We start from the raw sequence: 17,523 nt of genomic DNA on the forward strand, positions 1-17,523 counted from the left end.
GTGTTATCTATTATCGCGGATCATCCCATCAATCGGATCGAAGAACTGCTGCCCTGGAACTTCAAGGCCGATCAGGAAAAACTGGCCGCTTGATCTGACGACCGGGCGTTTACCATGTTTAAGGGCTTTTCACAGTTACTGATATTTTCCTGGGGAATTGTCAGCTCACTCAGAGAAGGACGGTTTGCAGATCAGGATGTAGATCACCGCCTACAGCAGGAGAAAAACAGCAAGCGGTATCCAGAAGAGCATGGAAATGAACAGGGCGAACAAAAGCCACCGGAACAGATCAAACGAATCGTCCCCAGGAAAGGGGCCTGTGCACCAGGATCGGGAAAGGTTTGGTTTCCCGGCGTTATGCGGCTCTTTGGCGTGACAGTTACATTTGATATCCAACAACTCGATCTCCATATTGTCGTCCAGCCCGCTGATCGCATCGATTGGGCTGTGGCCGCTCCCTGTTCAAAAAATTTGCGCCCGCTGCCTAAGCATTCGAACCCTATGGGAATGGGGCGCCCGGGACTTTTAGCCCGGATGGAGCAGCAATCAAAAATGAACTCATATCGATTCATTCAATGATTGCAGATATGTATGAGAGGGAGGATCGTTGTTTTCGCTGCCGGACCGGCAGCCCCCTGGAGGGAGGCGCGGCCAAAGGGCGCCAATGGCCTGGCTCAGCGAGCAAGCAACGGGTGTTTCCGGCAAATCGACCAGACCCTATCCAGCCAGGCTGTAAATCGGCAGGGATCAGCCGCCAGGGCTGCGGCAAGACATTCGGCATCGAACCACATGGTTTCGCTCACTTCCAACAGATTGGGCCGAAGGGTCAGGTCCAAGGGCACCGTTCCGACAAAAACATGATCCAGTTCGTTTTCGGTCAAACCGCTGTCCAGTTCGGCCCGGTATCGGCAGAAGCCCATCGGGCTCAATGAAACAGGATCGGCAATGCCCAGCTCCTGTTGCAGACGCTCAACCGCCGCCGCATGCGTGTTTTCACCGGGAATGGGGTGCGAGCAGCAGCTGTTGGACCATAGCCCTGCTGAATGGTATTTTCCCGCCGCGCGTTTCTGCAGCAAAACCTTCACAGCCCCGCCTTCATCCCGGCAGACCAGCATGACCGAAAAGGCACGGTGCAAAAGCCCCTGCCGGTGCGCGGTCATTTTGTCAGCTGTTCCGGTTGGCCGGTCATCCTCATCCACCAGGATGACCTGATCCCTGTTGATGGGCATGATGTCTCTCCCGAATGACATTGAAAAAAAAGGGCCTCCCAATTTCCAGGAGGCCCAAGGTCACTTCAAAGGATCAGCGTTTTCCAGCCCCCTTGCCGGGGAGATAGTCATTCACCAGCCCTTTGAACATTTGGCTGTAGATGTCATAGGCGCGCTGATAGTTGCCGGATGCGACCGCGGAAACCGCCCGACGCAGCGGTTTGTGCCAGAGCGCCTGATAAAGCGCCTTGTCACCCTTTGTCCGGGCCACAATTTCAGGGGCCAGGGCGTAATAGGTGGCGATATCGGCCTTCCAATCTTCCCGCTTGGCCATGACATTATCGCGGAACCAACGCAGGGTTTCCAGCACCCGGCAGTCATCGGCCCAGCCAAATTGTTCCGCCGTGGCTGTGGTGATGAAACAGCCTTCGCCTGTATTGGTCGCGATGGTGACGTCACCGTTGCTCTCGACGGTTTTGGTCATCATTGATGCGGTCGATTCTTCCACGCGAATTTGCATGTTGTTGAATTGAATCAATGTGTCGGTTGTCCCATCAGACTGAATGTCTGAGCCGAAGATAACAGAGTTCACATCCAGATTGCTGCCATGCAGTTGAATGGCATCCGCGTCACCGGCGGTATCCCAATCCTTGATCGCGTAATAACCGCCGCTTTCGTCGGTATCGAAATAGAAGACATCGGAGCCACTGCCGCCATAGAGCTTGTTGGTTGCATTTCCGGAAGCGTCAACATGGCCGAATGCGGCAATGGCAAGGAGGTCATCCCCATCACCGCCATAGAGGGTGTCATTGCCGATGTCCGAATCCCCGAGCATATCATTGCCGCCGCCGCCGCGCAGAATGTCATCACCGGCACCGCCGTCAAGCACATCATCACCGCCGTCACCGGTGCCATCCCGGTAATCCCCGTTCAGTTCATCATTACCGGCACCGCCATAGAGCGTATCGGAATCCATGCCCCCATCCCCATAGTCGTTACCATAGATCTTGTCATTACCATCACCGCCGGAAAGGATATCGTTCCCGTCTCCCCCTTTCAGCTGGTCATGACCATCACCGCCATAAAGGGCATCCAGGCCGGAACCGCCATAAAGAACATCATTACCGTCATTGCCGTACATGATGTCGTCGCCATCCTGGCCCTTGGCCTCGTCATCGCCGCCGCCACTAATGATGGTGTCTTTGCCGGCACCACCTACCAGGCTATCGTTGCCGCCGGCACCGCTGCCATCGACGGCATCGCCATACAGCTTGTCATTCCCGGCACCGCCATAGAGGAAATCGGCGTCGGTGCCGCCATCCCCCCAGCGCTGACCGTAAAGAATGTCATCACCGTCATTACCATAGAGCGTGTCGGTCCCTTCATCCCCTTTGAGCTGGTCATCACCGCCACCGCCAATGAGAAGATCCGTGCCAAAACCACCTTCCATATAGTCGTTGCTGCCTGCACCGCTGCCATCAGCGCTATCGCCATACAGCTTGTCATTACCGTCGCCGCCATAGAGGCTGTCGGCGTGCGTTGCACCCTGAGACCAGTCACCAAAGATGGTATCTTCGCCAGCATCACCATAAAGAATGTCGTTCCCATAGCCCCCGGCAACGGTATCGTTGCCGTCCCCAGCCCAAACTTTGGAAACCCTGCTGCCATTGACGATGTCATCAAATTGAGTCATTTCGATGCCATCGAGGCCGGAATAAGTGTCAGCGATGTCGCTCCATGAAATGTTGGTAACGAAAAGGCCGGCATCTTCAAGCCCGAAGACGATTTTGTCCTCGCCAGCACCGCCATCGATGACACTGTCGAGAACCTCGCCGTATTTGATCAGGAAGGAATCGTCGCCGCCTCCGCCATAGAGGCTGTCGGCACCATCATTCCCTGTGATGATATTGTCTTGCTCATTGCCGATGATCACGTCGTCATTCTTTGTGCCGATCACATTTTCGACATTGACCAGGGTGCTTTCATATAGGCCATCGCCATCTCCAGCCAGATCCTGGCGTTCCTGGCGCAGGTCAACATGAACCGATTGCGTCAAAGCACCGTTGTTTCCGGTCTGATACTGGGCGAACGAAACCGTGTCGCTGCCATCACCACCGTTATAATAAATGTTAACGTCGCTCTGGTTCATGAGAACGATATCGTCCCCTTCCCAAAGGGCTAGGCGATAGGTGAACTGATCGTTTCCATAAGTGGAAGATATTGTAATGACATCGTTGAGGGTTGAGCCTGAGATATACTCCAAGTTACTATCCGCAGTAATATTGTACCCAGCAAGATTCCCCATGATCATCATATGCTGTCCGGCGTCCAGAGCGCTTTCGACAGTTTCAAAAAGCTCAGAAAACTCGTTGGAATCCAAGACGACATCACCTTGCCTGATGGTGATATTGTCATTGCTGTCACTTTCAAAAATCACGCGGGAATCCCACATGACTTGGTTTATGTCCTGATATACTGTCGTATTGTTGACATTACTCTGGGATAGCCCAACATCGGACAGGAACCCATCCAACAGAGTTTCCTCGAACTGCGTCTCCAGGAACGTGCCACCGTTTTCGGCATCAAGGGAAAAGGCAATCTTGCCAATGTTGGCGTTAGAATCATTGAAGGTTGGGTTGTCCACGTCCAGGGATGGCAGGACGACGGTGTCATATCGCGGGTCCCAGTCGGTATATTGGACCAGAGAAGCTTCGTCTTCCGCTTCCGGAACTACGCTTTTGGCCCCTTTTCCAAAACCACGCATCCATGAATTGAAGGCCGAATTACCAACGGAAATGACTGTGTCCAACATGATGCCGGCGGCCGGGTTGGCCGCATAAAAACCGGCCGTGGCCAGTTTGGACATAGAGTAACTCATGTCGACAGTGCTCGATGCCGCTGTTGCCGTTCCCCATTCAAGCCAGAAATTGGATGTTGCTTCAACGCTGTCTTCGGATCCCAGGTCACCGAGATACAAAAGGTCCCTGCCTGAACCGGAGGTGACATAATCCACATCACCGGTGTTGATGTCGCCCGGGTCTATGAAATCATTGCCGTCGCCGCCATAGATAGTATCACTTCCGGCACCGGACTGGATCAAATCATTGCCCGATCCGCCATCAATAAAGTTATCCCCGGTGGCCATGAAGCCACTGCCGGTCAAAAGGAAACTGTCATCGCCGTCCCCGCCATATGCCGTGGCGTCCGCGCCGTCAGCAAACGAGAATCTGTCATGGCCATTTTCACCATAACCAATGCTGCCATCGGACCACAGCGATAAACGGTCATTTCCTTCGCCGCCCCACATGGTATCACGGCCGTTATAGGCATACAGGGCGTCATCACCATAACCACCATATAAGAGGTCGTCTCCGCCCCAGGCACCGTTAATAAAATCGTCGCCACTATATCCATAAATGGTGTCGTTGCCGCCACCACCGGACAGGCTTTCATCGCTGGATCCACCATAGATCGTTGCCATGTTTAATTCTCCGTCTCTACGTTACCCCCATACCATTCATAGCGGGGCGGGCGGAAAAGCCGGTAATGAGATGTGATCGGTTATTTCAATAGCCGATGCCAAGGCATTAGAATTCAACGATGTTTGGTCTGAGAGGAATTTGATTTTGCCGGTTTTCGGGCGGAAAAACATGACGAATAGTGGGATTGGGCCGTCTATGGATGTGGGCGGGGTCCCAGTATAGAAGCCTCACAATTCGGGGTTCAGCGGGTCGATATGATACTGTTTGGCGACACAGACCAATGTCTGGCTGAGGGAGGCAAAGCCCAGCCGGTCCTTCACCTTGTCGGCGGTATAGCGCACGGATTGATAACTTTTATTGAGGATCACGGCGGTATCGCTTGCGCTCTTGCCGGCGACCAGCCAGCGCATCACATCAAGCTCGTCCGGGTTCAGGAAAACTTTCTCCGCATCCGCTGAGACAGGTGGTCGGGATTCCACCAGATCCGGCCCCCATTTCCCAAAATAAACCTTGGTCAGGGTGTTGATATCCTGGATCACAAGATTCTCAACTTTTCCCGGAAAATAAAAGTGAGAAATGAAATGCCGGTCTTCATACAGGATCGGGGCAAAGACTATTTCCTCAAAGGATTTCAGACCGGTCTTTGCAAATGCCTGCTCGATAATCCTCCTGGCTTTCGGCACGTATTTCAGAAATTTCCGAAACCTGATCGGGCCAAGCCGGTTCAGCACGCCGAACACAACACTGTTGGGCAGCAATCGCTCCATCTCCCGGAGATCATCGTCATAATCGGCATCATGGTTAACCCCTTCGCCCTGAAAGAGGACTTCCAACCAAATCATTTTAACATTTCGCGGTCGTTCAAGGCGTTTGAATGAGAGAAGAGTTGTAACAATGCAGGATCTATAGGAAAGTGCCGCGAGAAAGGCATATCTTGCCTCCGCTTCATTTTCCGCACCCAAAATTTCGGCCATTTCATCGGCGATACGTTTACTTGCCACTTCCTGCCCCAACAATGCTTGGAAGGATCATGCCTCTATCTTAAAGGCGAGTTTTTAGCAATTGGTTAAGATCTGCAGAGTCATGGAATGGGCCCCGGATTTAGGCCCGCCCCGGAACCGTTGCTGTGCCATCCGGCGGCAAGCCGTCTTTTCAAGGTTCGCGAATAGCCCTTCTAATCGCCTCACGCATAGGCCCAACCAAATAGTCAAAAACGGTGCGGGACGGGGTTGTCAGGAAGACCTCTGCCGGCATGCCCGCCGTCAGTTCGATCTCTGCCGGCAGGTTGGCCAGGGAAACGGGATCGATCAGCACCCTGGCCGCATAATAAGGCATCTGTTGTGGGCCAACCGGGGCCGAGGCTTCCATCAGATCCGCCGAGACCGTTTCAACAATGCCTTCCAGCGGTGCCGTGGAGCGGTAGGAATAGGCCGACAGATGCACTTGGGCCTTCTGCCCCTTACGGACATCGTCGATATCGGTGGGGCGGACCTTGGCCTCAACAATCATCTTCTCATTGCCCGGAACGATATCCAGGATCTCCGCACCCGGGGCAATAACGCCCCCACGGGTTTTCACCCGGATATTTTCCGAAACACCGCTGACGGGGGCGCGAATGATCGTTCTTTCCAACACATCCTGCGCACTTGAAATCTCCTCGGCCAGTTCCAGCCTGGACCGGCGAATTTCCAGCAATTCCTGGTTGATTTCCTCAAGACGGCTGGATTTGGCCAACAGCTGCCGCAGGTCTGTGGTCTCAATCTCCTGGCGCAGGCTTGCGATCCGCGCCCCGTTACTGACAATCCGTTCCTTCAATTGATGTTTTGCCCTTTGCAGGGCGAGCATTCGGGGCAGTTTCTCCAAGCCCTTGTTCAAAAGGATCTGGACATTCTGGATTTCGCGCTCAATCAGATCAATTTGTTCCGTCAGTTCCTGCCCCTGCAACTGTAAACCGGCGATATCCTGTTCAAGCTGGGTCTGGCGGGCGCGGTAGAGGGCCAACTCCTTTTGGTATTTCTCACGGCGGACATCAAAAAGCATTTTCTCCGATGTTCCGACCAGGTGGTTCTTCCCCCGGCAGCAGGCATCAGGTGCCCAGCTGTCAATGTCATGCAGCTCCGCGATCAATCGGCTTTTGCGGACCGCCATGGCGTTATCTCGGGATTTCAACCGTTCAAAACGGGCTTGCGCCTGAACCTGTTCCAGTTTGATCATCGGCTGGCCGGCAATGACCTGGTCGCCCTCTTTCACGAGGATCTCCTCGACGATGCCCCCCTCCAGATGCTGCAGGACCCGTGTCGTGCCTTCTGGTGCGATATTGCCGCTGGCAATCACGGCCCCACTCAAAGGCGCCAGAACAGACCATGCTGTCAGCCCTCCGAAGAATATCAGGATAAAAAGCAATCCGATGATAAAGGGCTTCATCACACGGCCATTGGCGAGGGTGGAAATTGTGCTGTCTTTGTTATCCATGGATCGTTTCCTCATGCCGGTACGGTTTTTTTGGCCGGTGCAGACTTCCTGGATGGTGCCGTCTGATCCAATTCCGGTTTTGGCGGGATCGACCGGTTTTTGAGTTCCGTCAGGATTTCACGGCTGTTGCCCTGCTTGGTCACACAACCGTCCGACATGATGATCAGCTTGTCCGTGACCTGGAGCATCGCCGGCCGGTGTGATACCAGGAAAATGATCGCCCCCCTTTGTTTTTCTGCGTGGATCACCCGTGCCAATATCTGGGCGCTTTCCGTATCCAGATGAGCATCGGGTTCATCAAGAACGATCATCACCGGATCGCCATAAAGGGCCCTGGCAAGGCCTATCCGCTGACGCTGGCCGCCGGAAAGGGGAAAGCCTTCCGCGCCGATGCGGGTGTCATATCCGTTTGGCAATTGCATGATAAAATCATGGGCCTCGACCCGCTGGGCAACGGCATAAACCTTGTCCATGTCCGGATCCTGGGAAAGTCTTGCTATGGTTTCCGCTACCGAAGCCGGTGGCAGTCCGACATCCTGGGGCATATAACCGATATGTCTGCCCAAATCATCGGCGGGCCATTGATCCAGGCGGGCGCCATCCAGGCGGATTTCCCCCAATTCCGGCACCGCGACCCCGGCCAGGGCCCGGCAGAGGCAGGTCTTGCCTGCGCCCGAAGGACCCATGATGCCGAATATCTCCGGCCTCTCGGCCTTGATATTGATATCGCGCAGCAAAAAACCACCTTGCCTGTCGGGCTTCCGAAGGCCCATCTGCTGAATCCCTAAACGTGTTTTGGGGGTCGGCGGACAGGTTTTTTCCGCGTCATCGCGATAACCGGCCAACAGCTGCATCACACGTTTTAATGCGGACAAACCATTCAACAGCGGCTGCCACTGGGTGATCATCAATTCCATGGGGGCCAGGGCGCGTGCCAGCAAGATGGAAGATGCAATCACAACACCCTGTGATAATTCATCTTGCAACAAAAGATAGGCGGCCACCGTCATGATGCCGATCTGGGCCATTTGCCGAAGGGTTCTGGCCCCGGAACCAATGATTTCGATCCGGTTTTCAGAACGGTGCAGCCCGTCATGCAACTTATGCAGCCGGTCAAGATAGCGTTGAACCAAACTGGATTGCATGCCCAATGCGCTAATCGCCTCGGATTCATTGACTGCCAGATCGACCCAATGCTGTGCGGCCATCTGTTCTTTTTGAGTTTTCCGGTTCAACGATCTTGATGCGAGATTGCTCAGGATCGCACAAAGCATCAAGGTCACGGCGCAGATCACGGCATATATGCCCATCCAGGGATGGATCAGCCATAACAGGATGAAGAAGATCAGTGACCACGGGGCGTCCAGGAATGGGAATAATGTCTTGCCGCCGAGCAACTGCCGGACGGTTCCAAGGTCGCGCATCGCTTGCCCGCCATCGGCGCCGGTTCGAATTCTGTTTTGGATCGATGCCTTCAAAACCCGTGGCGCCAGATCCCGTTGAATTGAGGCCCCGATCCTGGCCATCAGTTGGTTGCGCGCCCAGTCCAGCCCGCCAAATGTCATCAGAGCCGCAGCCGCGATCAATGTCAGCAGGATCAGGGTCTCCAGATGCCGGCCGGTCAGGACACGGTCAAAAATCTGCATCATGAAAATGGGGGATGTCAGCATCAGGATATTCATGAAGGCTGACAGGATGACTGCGCAAATGAATACGCTGATCAGCATCCTGAAGGGCCGGCCCAGATCGGTCGCAGTTATCAGTTTCAATAGGGACAATTTGGGCATGGCGCTCCTCCGAACTGTTGGACGCATGTCAAAAAAATGCCCGCCCCAATATGGGCGGGCCAGGCAGGGATTAATCAGTCGTCAGCCGCAATTTGCATTGCTTCGTCTGTATCGACAGAGTCGGAGTTATTTTCTTCCGGTTGGAGAAAGACCCCCCGCTCCACCAGCCGCTTAGCCATCCGTTCCATTTGCTGCATGCTTTGCAACAAGGCTTTGGGCTGCATTGCATAGCGTTCGGTGACAACCCCTCGCGGGGTTTCTTCGCCCTCTTTTGCCGGAAGGACATGGCCAATGCTGAAATGGACCATTCCGTTGAAAAAACCCAGTTCAAGAATGCCGTCGGAAAAAGTGATCTTTTGATTGCTCATAACATACCCAGTCATTTAGCCAGTTCACGATAGGGGGCATTGTAGTGTGCGTGATTGCCGGGCATGAAATGAGCCATCATAGAATCAATCAATACCCCTCTAGCCGGGGATCCTAATCTTCCGGCAGCAGGGGCTGGCTATGTTCAAAAAATGATCGCCGGGCCAAAAAAGGGCCCGGCGATCCGGAGGTCATCGACATAAAGGACTGTGGGGGAAAAAAGGTCCAGCGATGCCTCCGATCCGGCTGGGGGGCCAGATTTCGGGCGGCGTCGATATTCACCCCTTTGGCAGGGGGGTCATTCGGCGGCCTCCATGTACCGTTCCGTCCGTTCGGTCAGCAGTGTTTTTGGCCTGACCTGGGCGGCTCTTTCAAACAGGGAATAGGTTTGGTTCACATAGTTGGTCACCCCATCCATTTGGCGGGTGTAATCACGCAGGACGGGTGTCATTTCGGCCTCGACCAAGCGAACCTTTCGTCCGGGATTGTCATAGTCGAAGCAGGCGTAAAACCACGGGTCGCCCCGCCGCAGACGCAATGGTTTTTCGGTATCATGCCATTCAAAAGCCCACATCAGACTGCGGGGCCAGAGGTGAACCGGGAAGCGGCCGCCGAACAAGAGACCGGGCCAGGCATGGGTTCGATAATCCATGAAAGGTTCACATTGAGTGATATATACCGGTTCGTCGGTGACAAACCGGTAGGGCGCGCTGATCTGGATCATTGGCCGGGCGGGATCACGCCATTCACTTGGTGAGACCATATGAACCTGTTTCTTGAGGGTTGCCGACCGGATTGCGCTTTCCGGTCCAGCCAGATTCCGGATGCCCCAATTGCCTTCGGCATTACAGACCATTTTCAGATGGAGGTCGAACGGGCATGGGATCTCAAAATAGCGGGCTTCGAGATCAATGACGGCCGGACAACGCGCCGCAGATTTGGCGTGTTTTGTCTTCACTTCACCTTTCAGCCGCCTGGGGGCTTGATAGATCAATCCGGCAGAAGGGCTGTCCACAAGCCATCCGATTTTAACCGCTCCTGTTCGATTGGCCACAGCCTGTTTCCCCATGCCGGAGAAAGGGCATTTCAAACTGGAAAAAAGTCCCATGATACACTCTCCAAACAGCTTGTTGGGGTTACTTTTCGACTCACCTGCTGCGGATCCATTCTGGTCATATCAGCCGTGATATCCGTTCTAGACACTATAGGAGGCTCTCCCTTTTCGAGCGCGCTCATGTAGGTCTGCAGGGACTGTTCCACCTGTGCCGCAGATATACGACGCCCCAATGTGCTCTTTGTCCTGGCAAGATGAGATAGAATATTACTCGCGTTCTGGAAGACCCCATCCCAATTGCCGGGAGAATCCTGTCTTAACAAGAACATGCTCGGATACCAGAGGGTTTCCGGGCCATCAGGGAAATAGAGCCAGTAAGGATTGTAATTCAGCAGATTTAGAACAGGTTTTCCAAGGGATCCGGCCAGATGGGCGACGGAACTGTCTGTCATGACAATGATATCCAGCCGCTCAATCAGAGCCGCGGTATCAGCAAAATCCCGCAGGCCGGGACCTGCGTCCCGAATAAGGAACTGACCACCGGTCCGATAAAGATCCTGGGTGCCTGGACCTTTCTGAAGGCTGAAGAAACGACAATCGTTATGAAGGATGGCCAGATCCAGAAAGCGGTCAACATCAACGGATCTGCGACGGTTATCCGCGAATGTCTTGCTGCCGCTCCAGACTATTCCAACATTCAGTTTATGATCTTCGGGAAACAGGAAGAGCTTGCGGCTGTCCTTTTTCGCGCCTTCCGGTACTGTCAATCGTGCTGGCGGAGGTGGGGGACTGTCATCCTGCCAGAGAAATGCCGGCAAACTCATGAGTGGGCAGTAATAATCAGCTTGGATGTCCCGCTGCGTACCGCGTTTCACAATCCCGTCCAGAGGCAGGCCCTCCACCAGGCGATTGAGTTCCGGTTGGCATTCCAGGATGACCGTGGCTCCCATCTCCTTCAGGATATGCACATATCTCAACATCAAAATGGTATCACCAAACCCCTGCTCATGAGTAAGCAGCAGACGTTTCCCGGCAAGGGGTTCGCCTTGCCAGCGGGGCAGATAGTCTGCTGCCGGAGGCGAGGGTATTTTGTCGACGTCAAAACGGACCTGGAACCCTTTCCATGCAGACCGATCCAGGCCAAGATACATGCGGGTAAAGGCTTTTTCCCAATGATAGTCCTTGTTTCCGGGCTCTTCCTCCACAAGCGTGGAAAACATATCGTAAGCTTGCTGAAACTCTTTATGCGCCCTCAAGATCTTGGCGTGGTTGGCACGAATGGTTCCGTTATTCGCCTTTTGCAAAGCTTTGGATGAAAAAGAAATGGCGCGGTTAAGGTGATCCAAATCCGCATGGATATTGGCCATGCGGGTCATGAACAGCGCATCTTGTTCAATTCCCGCTTCCGCTGCGGCCTGGTAGCAGCCGAGGGCGGCGTGCAGACTGCCTTTTCTGCGCAGGCACATGCCAAGCTCCATCCAGTAATGCGCCGGCAACTGTTCTTGCCGAGTAATTGAAGTCAGCATCCTGACAGCCTCCGCGTCACGGCCTGCTTTCAAATGTGCCAGGGCTGTGCGGATATCCGCGAAACCTGTGTCGCTGGAAATCGATGAGCGTTCGTCAAGCCCGAGCATCTGGCCGTCTCCTATTCTGCGCCGAGTGCTGTAAAGCGCTCTATCCTGCTGGCGGCTACTCATCTTGCCCTGCCGTTACTTTTGATTGATGGGAGAGAGTTTCAACAAGCCCCCGTTTGATGCCTGTCAGGGGTTCCAGCGCGTGCCAGGCCAGCCGGAAGGTCAGTTCCGGATAATAATCCTGGTCAACAAGCTGTAACGGGACCAATGAGCCTTCCTGGACCGACTCCTCGACAAAATGGATCGGCATGTAACCCCAGCCGACTCCGCGCTTGATCAGGTTTTTCTGATAGTGCAGTCCACCAGCAATGATCCTGCGGGATGACGCCCCTTGTGGCCGGGCAATGCGGCCGTTGTCGAAAATGATCTGGCGATGTTGTTCCAGGTCTTCTTTCCCGACGCGGTCCTGTCCTGCCAGCGGATGACCGCAGGATACAACGGGCTGAAACTTGACCTTGTTTATCGGAATGCTTCGGACATCCCCAATGCAGGCCGTTGCAAGCGAACGGCATGTCAATATCAGGTCCTCGACATGCTCACTCCAATGACGGAATGCGGTAAACGGTGCGGCAATTCTAACTGCGATTTCTGCGTCTGGATATTGCTTCTCGATGCTTGATATGGCTTTAACCAGTTCCATATAGGGGAAGTAGGCGTCCATATGAATTGTCAGATTATCAGGGCTGCCGTCTCTGAGTATGAGGGCGCGGCGTTCGAAATGTTTCAGACGTTTCAATATGTCCAGGGCCGCGGGATAGAGGGCTTGGCCGGTTGTTGAAAGCCGTATGCCTTTACGGTTTCGGTCAAACAACGGTGCTCCGATATCAATCTCCATATTATTGATTGCAGAACTAATCGTTGATTGGGTTTTGCCGCAAAGCCGGGCGACTTCGGAAAATGAGCTTGCACGTGCTGCAATCACGAATAACCGCAGGCGCTCGAAAGACAGAAGCTCCAACTGAAGGTGAGCAGGACTTTTTCGGGAGGATGGCTCATAGGAATCCATTTCCGTTTTCCTTTCACAATACCGTTCTATTCAACCGGCCACGCTCCCTAAAGGAGGCTGTCGCCCTGTCTGAGATGCCTTTTGATATTGGAAGGGGCTGTCTCATCTCTCGGTTTCCAGTTCTCTCCAGAACGGCGGCTATTTCTGCATGCGCGTGAAATAGCCGCCACAATCAATGAGTTTTTTATATCCTGCCCCTGCTCTTCCTCTGTAATCAGCGACTATCGCTTTATTCAATATCAACGATGAATCGACTGGATTTTCCGTAAAACAACGTCATTCATTGCTTTTAGGTTGCGCAAAGAGGAGCAGGTGCGGTACGCGAAACCATTAAGCCGGGCTTGCTCTCAACTCACAGCTAAAACGGGTTCGTGAGGCGTTGAAAGCGCTTCCACTAGCTCTTTTTTAATGCCTTTAAGCGGTGCCATCGCATGCCAGGCCAGACGGAAGGAGAGTTTAGGAAAATATGCGTCATCAATGAGCCGCACCAAATTCAACTCACCGCTGTCGATATATTTCTGAACAAAATGATCTGGCAGGTACCCCCAGCCGGCCCCCTGTTTGATCAGGTTCAGTTGACAGTGCAATCCACCGATGACAATTCTTCGATTGCCCGCCGCCTTCATTTTGGAGTTGCGGCCGACATCGAAGACAATCTGACGGTATTGTTCAAGTTCTTCCCGGGAAACAGCTTCTTTTCCCGCCAGACTATGTTCCCTGGAAATCACTGGCAGAAATTGAACCTGGTCGACCGCAATGCTGCGAACATCTGCTCCCGTTGAAGCGACAAGTGAACGACTTGTGATCGCGAGGTCTTCGGAGTTGTCTTTCCAATTGCTATAGGCCGTAAAGGGAGGTGCCACTTTGATGGCGAATTCGACATTTGGGTGTCGTTTTTCCAATTGTGCGACAATATCGATAAGTCTTGCGTAGGGGAATAAAGCATCCATATGAATGGTTAACTGATCCGGCCCCCAATCGCAGATATGTAATGCCCGCTGCTCGAAAACTTTGATCCGGTTTAGAATGTCCAGGGCGGATGGATACAGCGATTGTCCTTCTGGCGATAAGCTTATTCCCCGGTTGTCACGAAGGAAGAGAGGAACGCCAATATCAATTTCCAAATTGTTGATGGCAATGCTTACGGTTGACTGGGTTTTACCGCATATGCGGGCTACCTCTGAAAAAGATTTGGATCGTGCCGCAATAACAAATAATCTCAACTGCTCCAAAGAAAGCAGGTCTAGTCTGAAATCACTGTGTTTTTGATTCTCCTGGGATTCTTTTAGATACATCACGCATCCCCTTCGATAGTCAGTTACTCCCAACCATCGGGCTCCCCAAAATCACCCCTATACCGATGCTCCAACCAAGTAATCGAGATCCTGTGTCGAGAAAAGGCGCAGATTTGCGGTTGACCCAGGCCTTATCGGATAGGCCTGAGAGACAGCGATACCGGGTGAAATCAAACTTCAAAGCTAAATCAAACTTCAAAGCTAAATCAAACTTCAAAGCTAAATCAAACGATTGGTATAGGAGGCGCTAGAGAGATCGTATTTGTAGCTGTGAATGGCAGCTGAAGTTTAGAAGATATGATTGAGTGAACAGAGAACTTTCTAATGAAGTCCTCTTCAGTCATCGGATGATCCAGGTGATAACCTTGGACTTCATCACAACCGATATCGGTGAGATAGGCTTTCTGGATAGGCGTTTCAACGCCTTCGGCAATTACCTCTATGCCCAGGTCTTTTGAAAGATTTACAAGCAACTTGGCTATTGGAGATTCATCGCTTTCTTTAAGAATGGGGGCCAGGAAGGACCGGTCAATCTTAAGCCGGTCTATGGGGAATTTATGCAGATAACTAAGAGAAGACTGACCTGTCCCGAAATCGTCGATGGCAATTTGAAAGCCTCTATCACGTAATTGATGAAGAATTTCAACAGTATGATCCAGATCACTAACCAGAGACGATTCCGTTATCTCCAACTCGATCTGTTCTGCGCCAATTCCGGTCTGTAAGAGCGCCAAAGACAGGTTTTCCACGAAGTTCGGGGCATTCAACTGCTTTGCGGAAACATTGACGGCCAACCGGAAAACAGGCATGTCGGCCCGTTGGCATCTCTTGTGAAAGGCAAAAGCTTCAAGAAAAACCCATTGCCCGATTTCCAGGATCTGCCCGGTGCGCTCTGCGATGGGAATGAACTCGGCCGGAGAGACAAAACGCCCATCATCCCGCTGCCAGCGTATTAATGCTTCAACCCCCGTCAAAGCGCCGTCGGATAAGCGGTATTGAGGTTGGTAATGGAGGCAAAATTCCTGCTTTTCAATGACGTTTTGAAGCGCAAAGGCAATGTGGGACCTCTTTGTAATCGCGTTTGCAAGTTCCTGGTCATACGTTAGGTGATTGATGCCATCAGATATTTTGGCCTTTCCAAGTGCTTGCTGTGCGGCAATCAAAAGATCCGGGACGGATTCAGCATCATCGGGGTAACGTGCAACCCCGATGGTTGATGACACAGAAATGTTTGTTCCTTTGCAACTGACAGGTGCGGCAATCAACATGGATATCTTATCGATCAAGTCATCAGTCTTACCCGAAACAGGGTTTGCGTTGGATAGCACTGCATATTGATCTCCGCCAACATGGGCGACAAGTTCCACGCCGTAGAGATTGGCAATCAGGCGTCCACCGATATCCCGCAGGATTTCATTGCCAATCCGATAGCCAAAAACATTATTGACGTCTCTGAAACGGTTCAAATTTATCAAAATAAGCGAGAGGGATCCGACCTCTTTACAGGCATCAACCATTTCACATAGCTCTTCGGCATGTTTCAGAAGACTTTCGTGGTTTGGCAAGCTGGAAACGGTATTATAGCATGCCAAGCGATGGCTCTGTTCCTGTGCGGTTTTCAGGTCGCGGAGATCTCGATCATGTTCTTCAATCTTTTGATACGCCCTGAGCGCCGAAAAAACGGATGATTGCAGTAACTCGTCGTCGATGAGGCTCTTACGCAGATGCGCGCTGATGTCGTATCGGAATAGAGTGTTGTGGCAGGATATCATGGACGAATGTCCAGACACTAGAATGGCGCGTGTTTTGGCGTTTTCCAAATCTGACCTGAGAAAGTCGATCAGTTGTACACCAGCATGGTATGTTTCCATCGTGACATTTAGCATCAAGCAATGAAAATCACCCTCTCGTTCAAGCGCTTCCCGGGCTTGATCAGTAGAAACGGAATGTTTGATTTCAACGGACCGGCCATCCAGCGCATAATCGGTGAGCGCCAGTTGAATGAAGCGGTGAAACGACTCCGTCTCATCAACAATCAGCAAACGCCACGGAGTACTTTTTTCATCTACCGTAACTGTAGCGGACCTGGATTCATCTCCGAGAATTGTGACTGCCAATCGTAAACTCCACTGGTGAAAATGTTTGATTATGATGAAGGCTGCGTTTGACACGATGCTATGCGCGAACGACCCCGAGATAACCCTTGTCGACCCGTTTCTTTGCTTCGTACATGCAGGAATCCGCTTCCTTCAGGATGTCCTCAGCACTTCGGCTGACATCGGTGATACGGACAATGCCAACGCTGGCACTGATGGCGATGTCATGGTCAGATGATTCATTAATTCGGGCGACTTTTTTTGAGAGCGTTTCCAGCAGCCGGTCAACAGCTTGCTCCTGGGGTTTTCTCCATGACTGGACGGCAATGAACTCATCACCACCAATGCGTCCTATGACATCATTGTCGTTAAAGACATCTTTTAGGGCGTTAGAAAACTGCACCAGAATCTCATCTCCGGCAGCATGGCCATACTTGTCATTGACCGACTTGAAATTGTCCATATCTATGAAATAGATGCAGGATACTTTCCCGTCGATGTTCCGTTCCATCAACAAGGATTTCATCAAAGAAGTGATTGTTCTGCGATTAAGCAGGCCTGTCAGGCCATCATGTTGTGCAATGTAGTCACTTTCATTTTTCCGAATTTCCAAAATCTGTTTTTGGAGACTGAGCTCTTCGCAGATGGCCACGACGGTAGCGGCTTGTTCTTCGAGATATTCTATTTTCATCTCAAGATCGGAAATGTAGGTTTTCAGTTCCTCGATCTCATCAAAGCGATTCATTGCAACGCGCATTGGTAACATCCTTTACAAAATACATGGCAGGTGGGTGCCATCTGGCTTGAGAAATGGTTCACAGGACAAGATGTCACCGAGCTACATCGGCACGATCCGAAGTTCCAGGAACCACCCACATAACCAATCTTCAAACTGACGGCACTGCCTGCGCCAGAAATCGATTGTGCACGCTTTCCGGGTGACTGGACTGTAGGGCAAAACTGTTTTGAAGCCTCGCCAACGTTCATTGAATTTATCAATAGCCAATTTAACCAATTGACTTTTAAGGGTAAGCGCCCGGTCGGCTGATCAAGCGGCCAGTTTTTCCTGATCGGCCTTGAAGTTCCAGGGCAGCAGTTCTTCGATCCGATTGATGGGATGATC

13 protein-coding genes are annotated in these 17,523 nt (G+C 52.4%); 1 reads left to right on the forward strand and 12 read right to left on the reverse strand.

Going from position 1 to position 17,523, the window contains the following annotated elements:
* Nucleotides 1-114 precede the first annotated feature (114 nt).
* Nucleotides 115-579: a hypothetical protein gene (locus DFP90_RS22230; RefSeq protein ID WP_115939669.1), complete on the forward strand. Its 465-nt coding sequence runs from the start codon at nt 115-117 to the stop codon at nt 577-579.
* 95 nt (nt 580-674) lie between these two features.
* Here DFP90_RS22230 and idi read toward each other — a convergent pair whose 3' ends face one another.
* The 12 genes from idi to DFP90_RS22290 form a co-directional block, all read right to left on the reverse strand.
* A complete protein-coding gene (gene idi / locus DFP90_RS22235) occupies nt 675-1,229 on the reverse strand; it encodes an isopentenyl-diphosphate Delta-isomerase (RefSeq protein ID WP_218044777.1) in 555 nt (184 codons plus the stop codon).
* A 73-nt stretch (nt 1,230-1,302) separates the two neighbouring features.
* Entirely contained in the window at nt 1,303-4,689 is a 3,387-nt protein-coding gene (locus tag DFP90_RS22240) for a calcium-binding protein (protein WP_115939670.1), read from the reverse strand.
* Between the two features lie 228 nt (nt 4,690-4,917).
* The gene (locus DFP90_RS22245) at nt 4,918-5,532 is read right to left on the reverse strand and encodes a helix-turn-helix transcriptional regulator (protein WP_181905522.1); all 615 of its coding nucleotides are present in this window, start codon (nt 5,530-5,532) and stop codon (nt 4,918-4,920) included.
* A gap of 310 nt (nt 5,533-5,842) precedes the next feature.
* Nucleotides 5,843-7,162 (reverse strand): HlyD family type I secretion periplasmic adaptor subunit, encoded by a 1,320-nt coding sequence (locus tag DFP90_RS22250; RefSeq protein WP_181905523.1) that lies wholly within the window; start codon nt 7,160-7,162, stop codon nt 5,843-5,845.
* Nucleotides 7,163-7,173: 11 nt separating this feature from the next.
* Nucleotides 7,174-8,949 carry a type I secretion system permease/ATPase gene (locus tag DFP90_RS22255; RefSeq protein WP_181905524.1) on the reverse strand — a complete coding sequence of 592 codons (1,776 nt, stop codon included), beginning with the start codon at nt 8,947-8,949 and terminating at the stop codon, nt 7,174-7,176.
* Nucleotides 8,950-9,023: 74 nt separating this feature from the next.
* Entirely contained in the window at nt 9,024-9,317 is a 294-nt protein-coding gene (locus tag DFP90_RS22260) for a hypothetical protein (RefSeq protein WP_115939674.1), read from the reverse strand.
* Between the two features lie 296 nt (nt 9,318-9,613).
* On the reverse strand, nt 9,614-10,423 hold the full coding sequence (locus DFP90_RS22265) for a hypothetical protein (protein ID WP_218044778.1): 810 nt from the start codon (nt 10,421-10,423) through the stop codon (nt 9,614-9,616).
* Complete coding sequence (locus tag DFP90_RS22270; RefSeq protein ID WP_115939675.1) at nt 10,402-12,003, reverse strand: tetratricopeptide repeat protein; 1,602 nt, start codon at nt 12,001-12,003, stop codon at nt 10,402-10,404. Before DFP90_RS22270 ends, DFP90_RS22265 begins: the two co-directional genes overlap by 22 nt.
* 55 nt (nt 12,004-12,058) lie before the next feature.
* Nucleotides 12,059-13,009, reverse strand: a complete 951-nt coding sequence (locus DFP90_RS22275; RefSeq protein WP_115939676.1) for a LysR family transcriptional regulator — start codon at nt 13,007-13,009, stop codon at nt 12,059-12,061.
* 347 nt (nt 13,010-13,356) lie between these two features.
* On the reverse strand, nt 13,357-14,304 hold the full coding sequence (locus tag DFP90_RS22280) for a LysR family transcriptional regulator (RefSeq protein ID WP_115939677.1): 948 nt from the start codon (nt 14,302-14,304) through the stop codon (nt 13,357-13,359).
* A gap of 224 nt (nt 14,305-14,528) precedes the next feature.
* Nucleotides 14,529-16,421: a putative bifunctional diguanylate cyclase/phosphodiesterase gene (locus DFP90_RS22285; RefSeq protein ID WP_147301113.1), complete on the reverse strand. Its 1,893-nt coding sequence runs from the start codon at nt 16,419-16,421 to the stop codon at nt 14,529-14,531.
* A gap of 58 nt (nt 16,422-16,479) precedes the next feature.
* Nucleotides 16,480-17,157, reverse strand: coding sequence for a GGDEF domain-containing protein (locus tag DFP90_RS22290; protein WP_181905525.1), 678 nt, complete (start codon nt 17,155-17,157; stop codon nt 16,480-16,482).
* Nucleotides 17,158-17,523: the final 366 nt, after the last annotated feature.

Source organism: Aestuariispira insulae (assembly GCF_003385955.1).
In the GTDB taxonomy this organism is placed as follows: Bacteria; Pseudomonadota; Alphaproteobacteria; order UBA8366; family Aestuariispiraceae; genus Aestuariispira; species Aestuariispira insulae.

Bases quoted from the DNA above. Each gene is read 5' to 3' on its own strand.
- DFP90_RS22260 (WP_115939674.1), bottom strand. From the start codon at position 9,317: ATGAGCAATCAAAAGATCACTTTTTCCGACGGCATTCTTGAACTGGGT.
- DFP90_RS22290 (WP_181905525.1), bottom strand. From the start codon at position 17,157: ATGCGCGTTGCAATGAATCGCTTTGATGAGATCGAGGAACTGAAAACC.
- DFP90_RS22230 (WP_115939669.1), top strand. From the start codon at position 115: ATGTTTAAGGGCTTTTCACAGTTACTGATATTTTCCTGGGGAATTGTC.
- idi (WP_218044777.1), bottom strand. From the start codon at position 1,229: ATGCCCATCAACAGGGATCAGGTCATCCTGGTGGATGAGGATGACCGG.
- DFP90_RS22270 (WP_115939675.1), bottom strand. From the start codon at position 12,003: ATGCTCGGGCTTGACGAACGCTCATCGATTTCCAGCGACACAGGTTTC.
- DFP90_RS22255 (WP_181905524.1), bottom strand. From the start codon at position 8,949: ATGCCCAAATTGTCCCTATTGAAACTGATAACTGCGACCGATCTGGGC.
- DFP90_RS22250 (WP_181905523.1), bottom strand. From the start codon at position 7,162: ATGGATAACAAAGACAGCACAATTTCCACCCTCGCCAATGGCCGTGTG.
- DFP90_RS22275 (WP_115939676.1), bottom strand. From the start codon at position 13,009: ATGGATTCCTATGAGCCATCCTCCCGAAAAAGTCCTGCTCACCTTCAG.
- DFP90_RS22245 (WP_181905522.1), bottom strand. From the start codon at position 5,532: ATGATTTGGTTGGAAGTCCTCTTTCAGGGCGAAGGGGTTAACCATGAT.
- DFP90_RS22265 (WP_218044778.1), bottom strand. From the start codon at position 10,423: ATGGGACTTTTTTCCAGTTTGAAATGCCCTTTCTCCGGCATGGGGAAA.
- DFP90_RS22280 (WP_115939677.1), bottom strand. From the start codon at position 14,304: ATGTATCTAAAAGAATCCCAGGAGAATCAAAAACACAGTGATTTCAGA.
- DFP90_RS22240 (WP_115939670.1), bottom strand. From the start codon at position 4,689: ATGGCAACGATCTATGGTGGATCCAGCGATGAAAGCCTGTCCGGTGGT.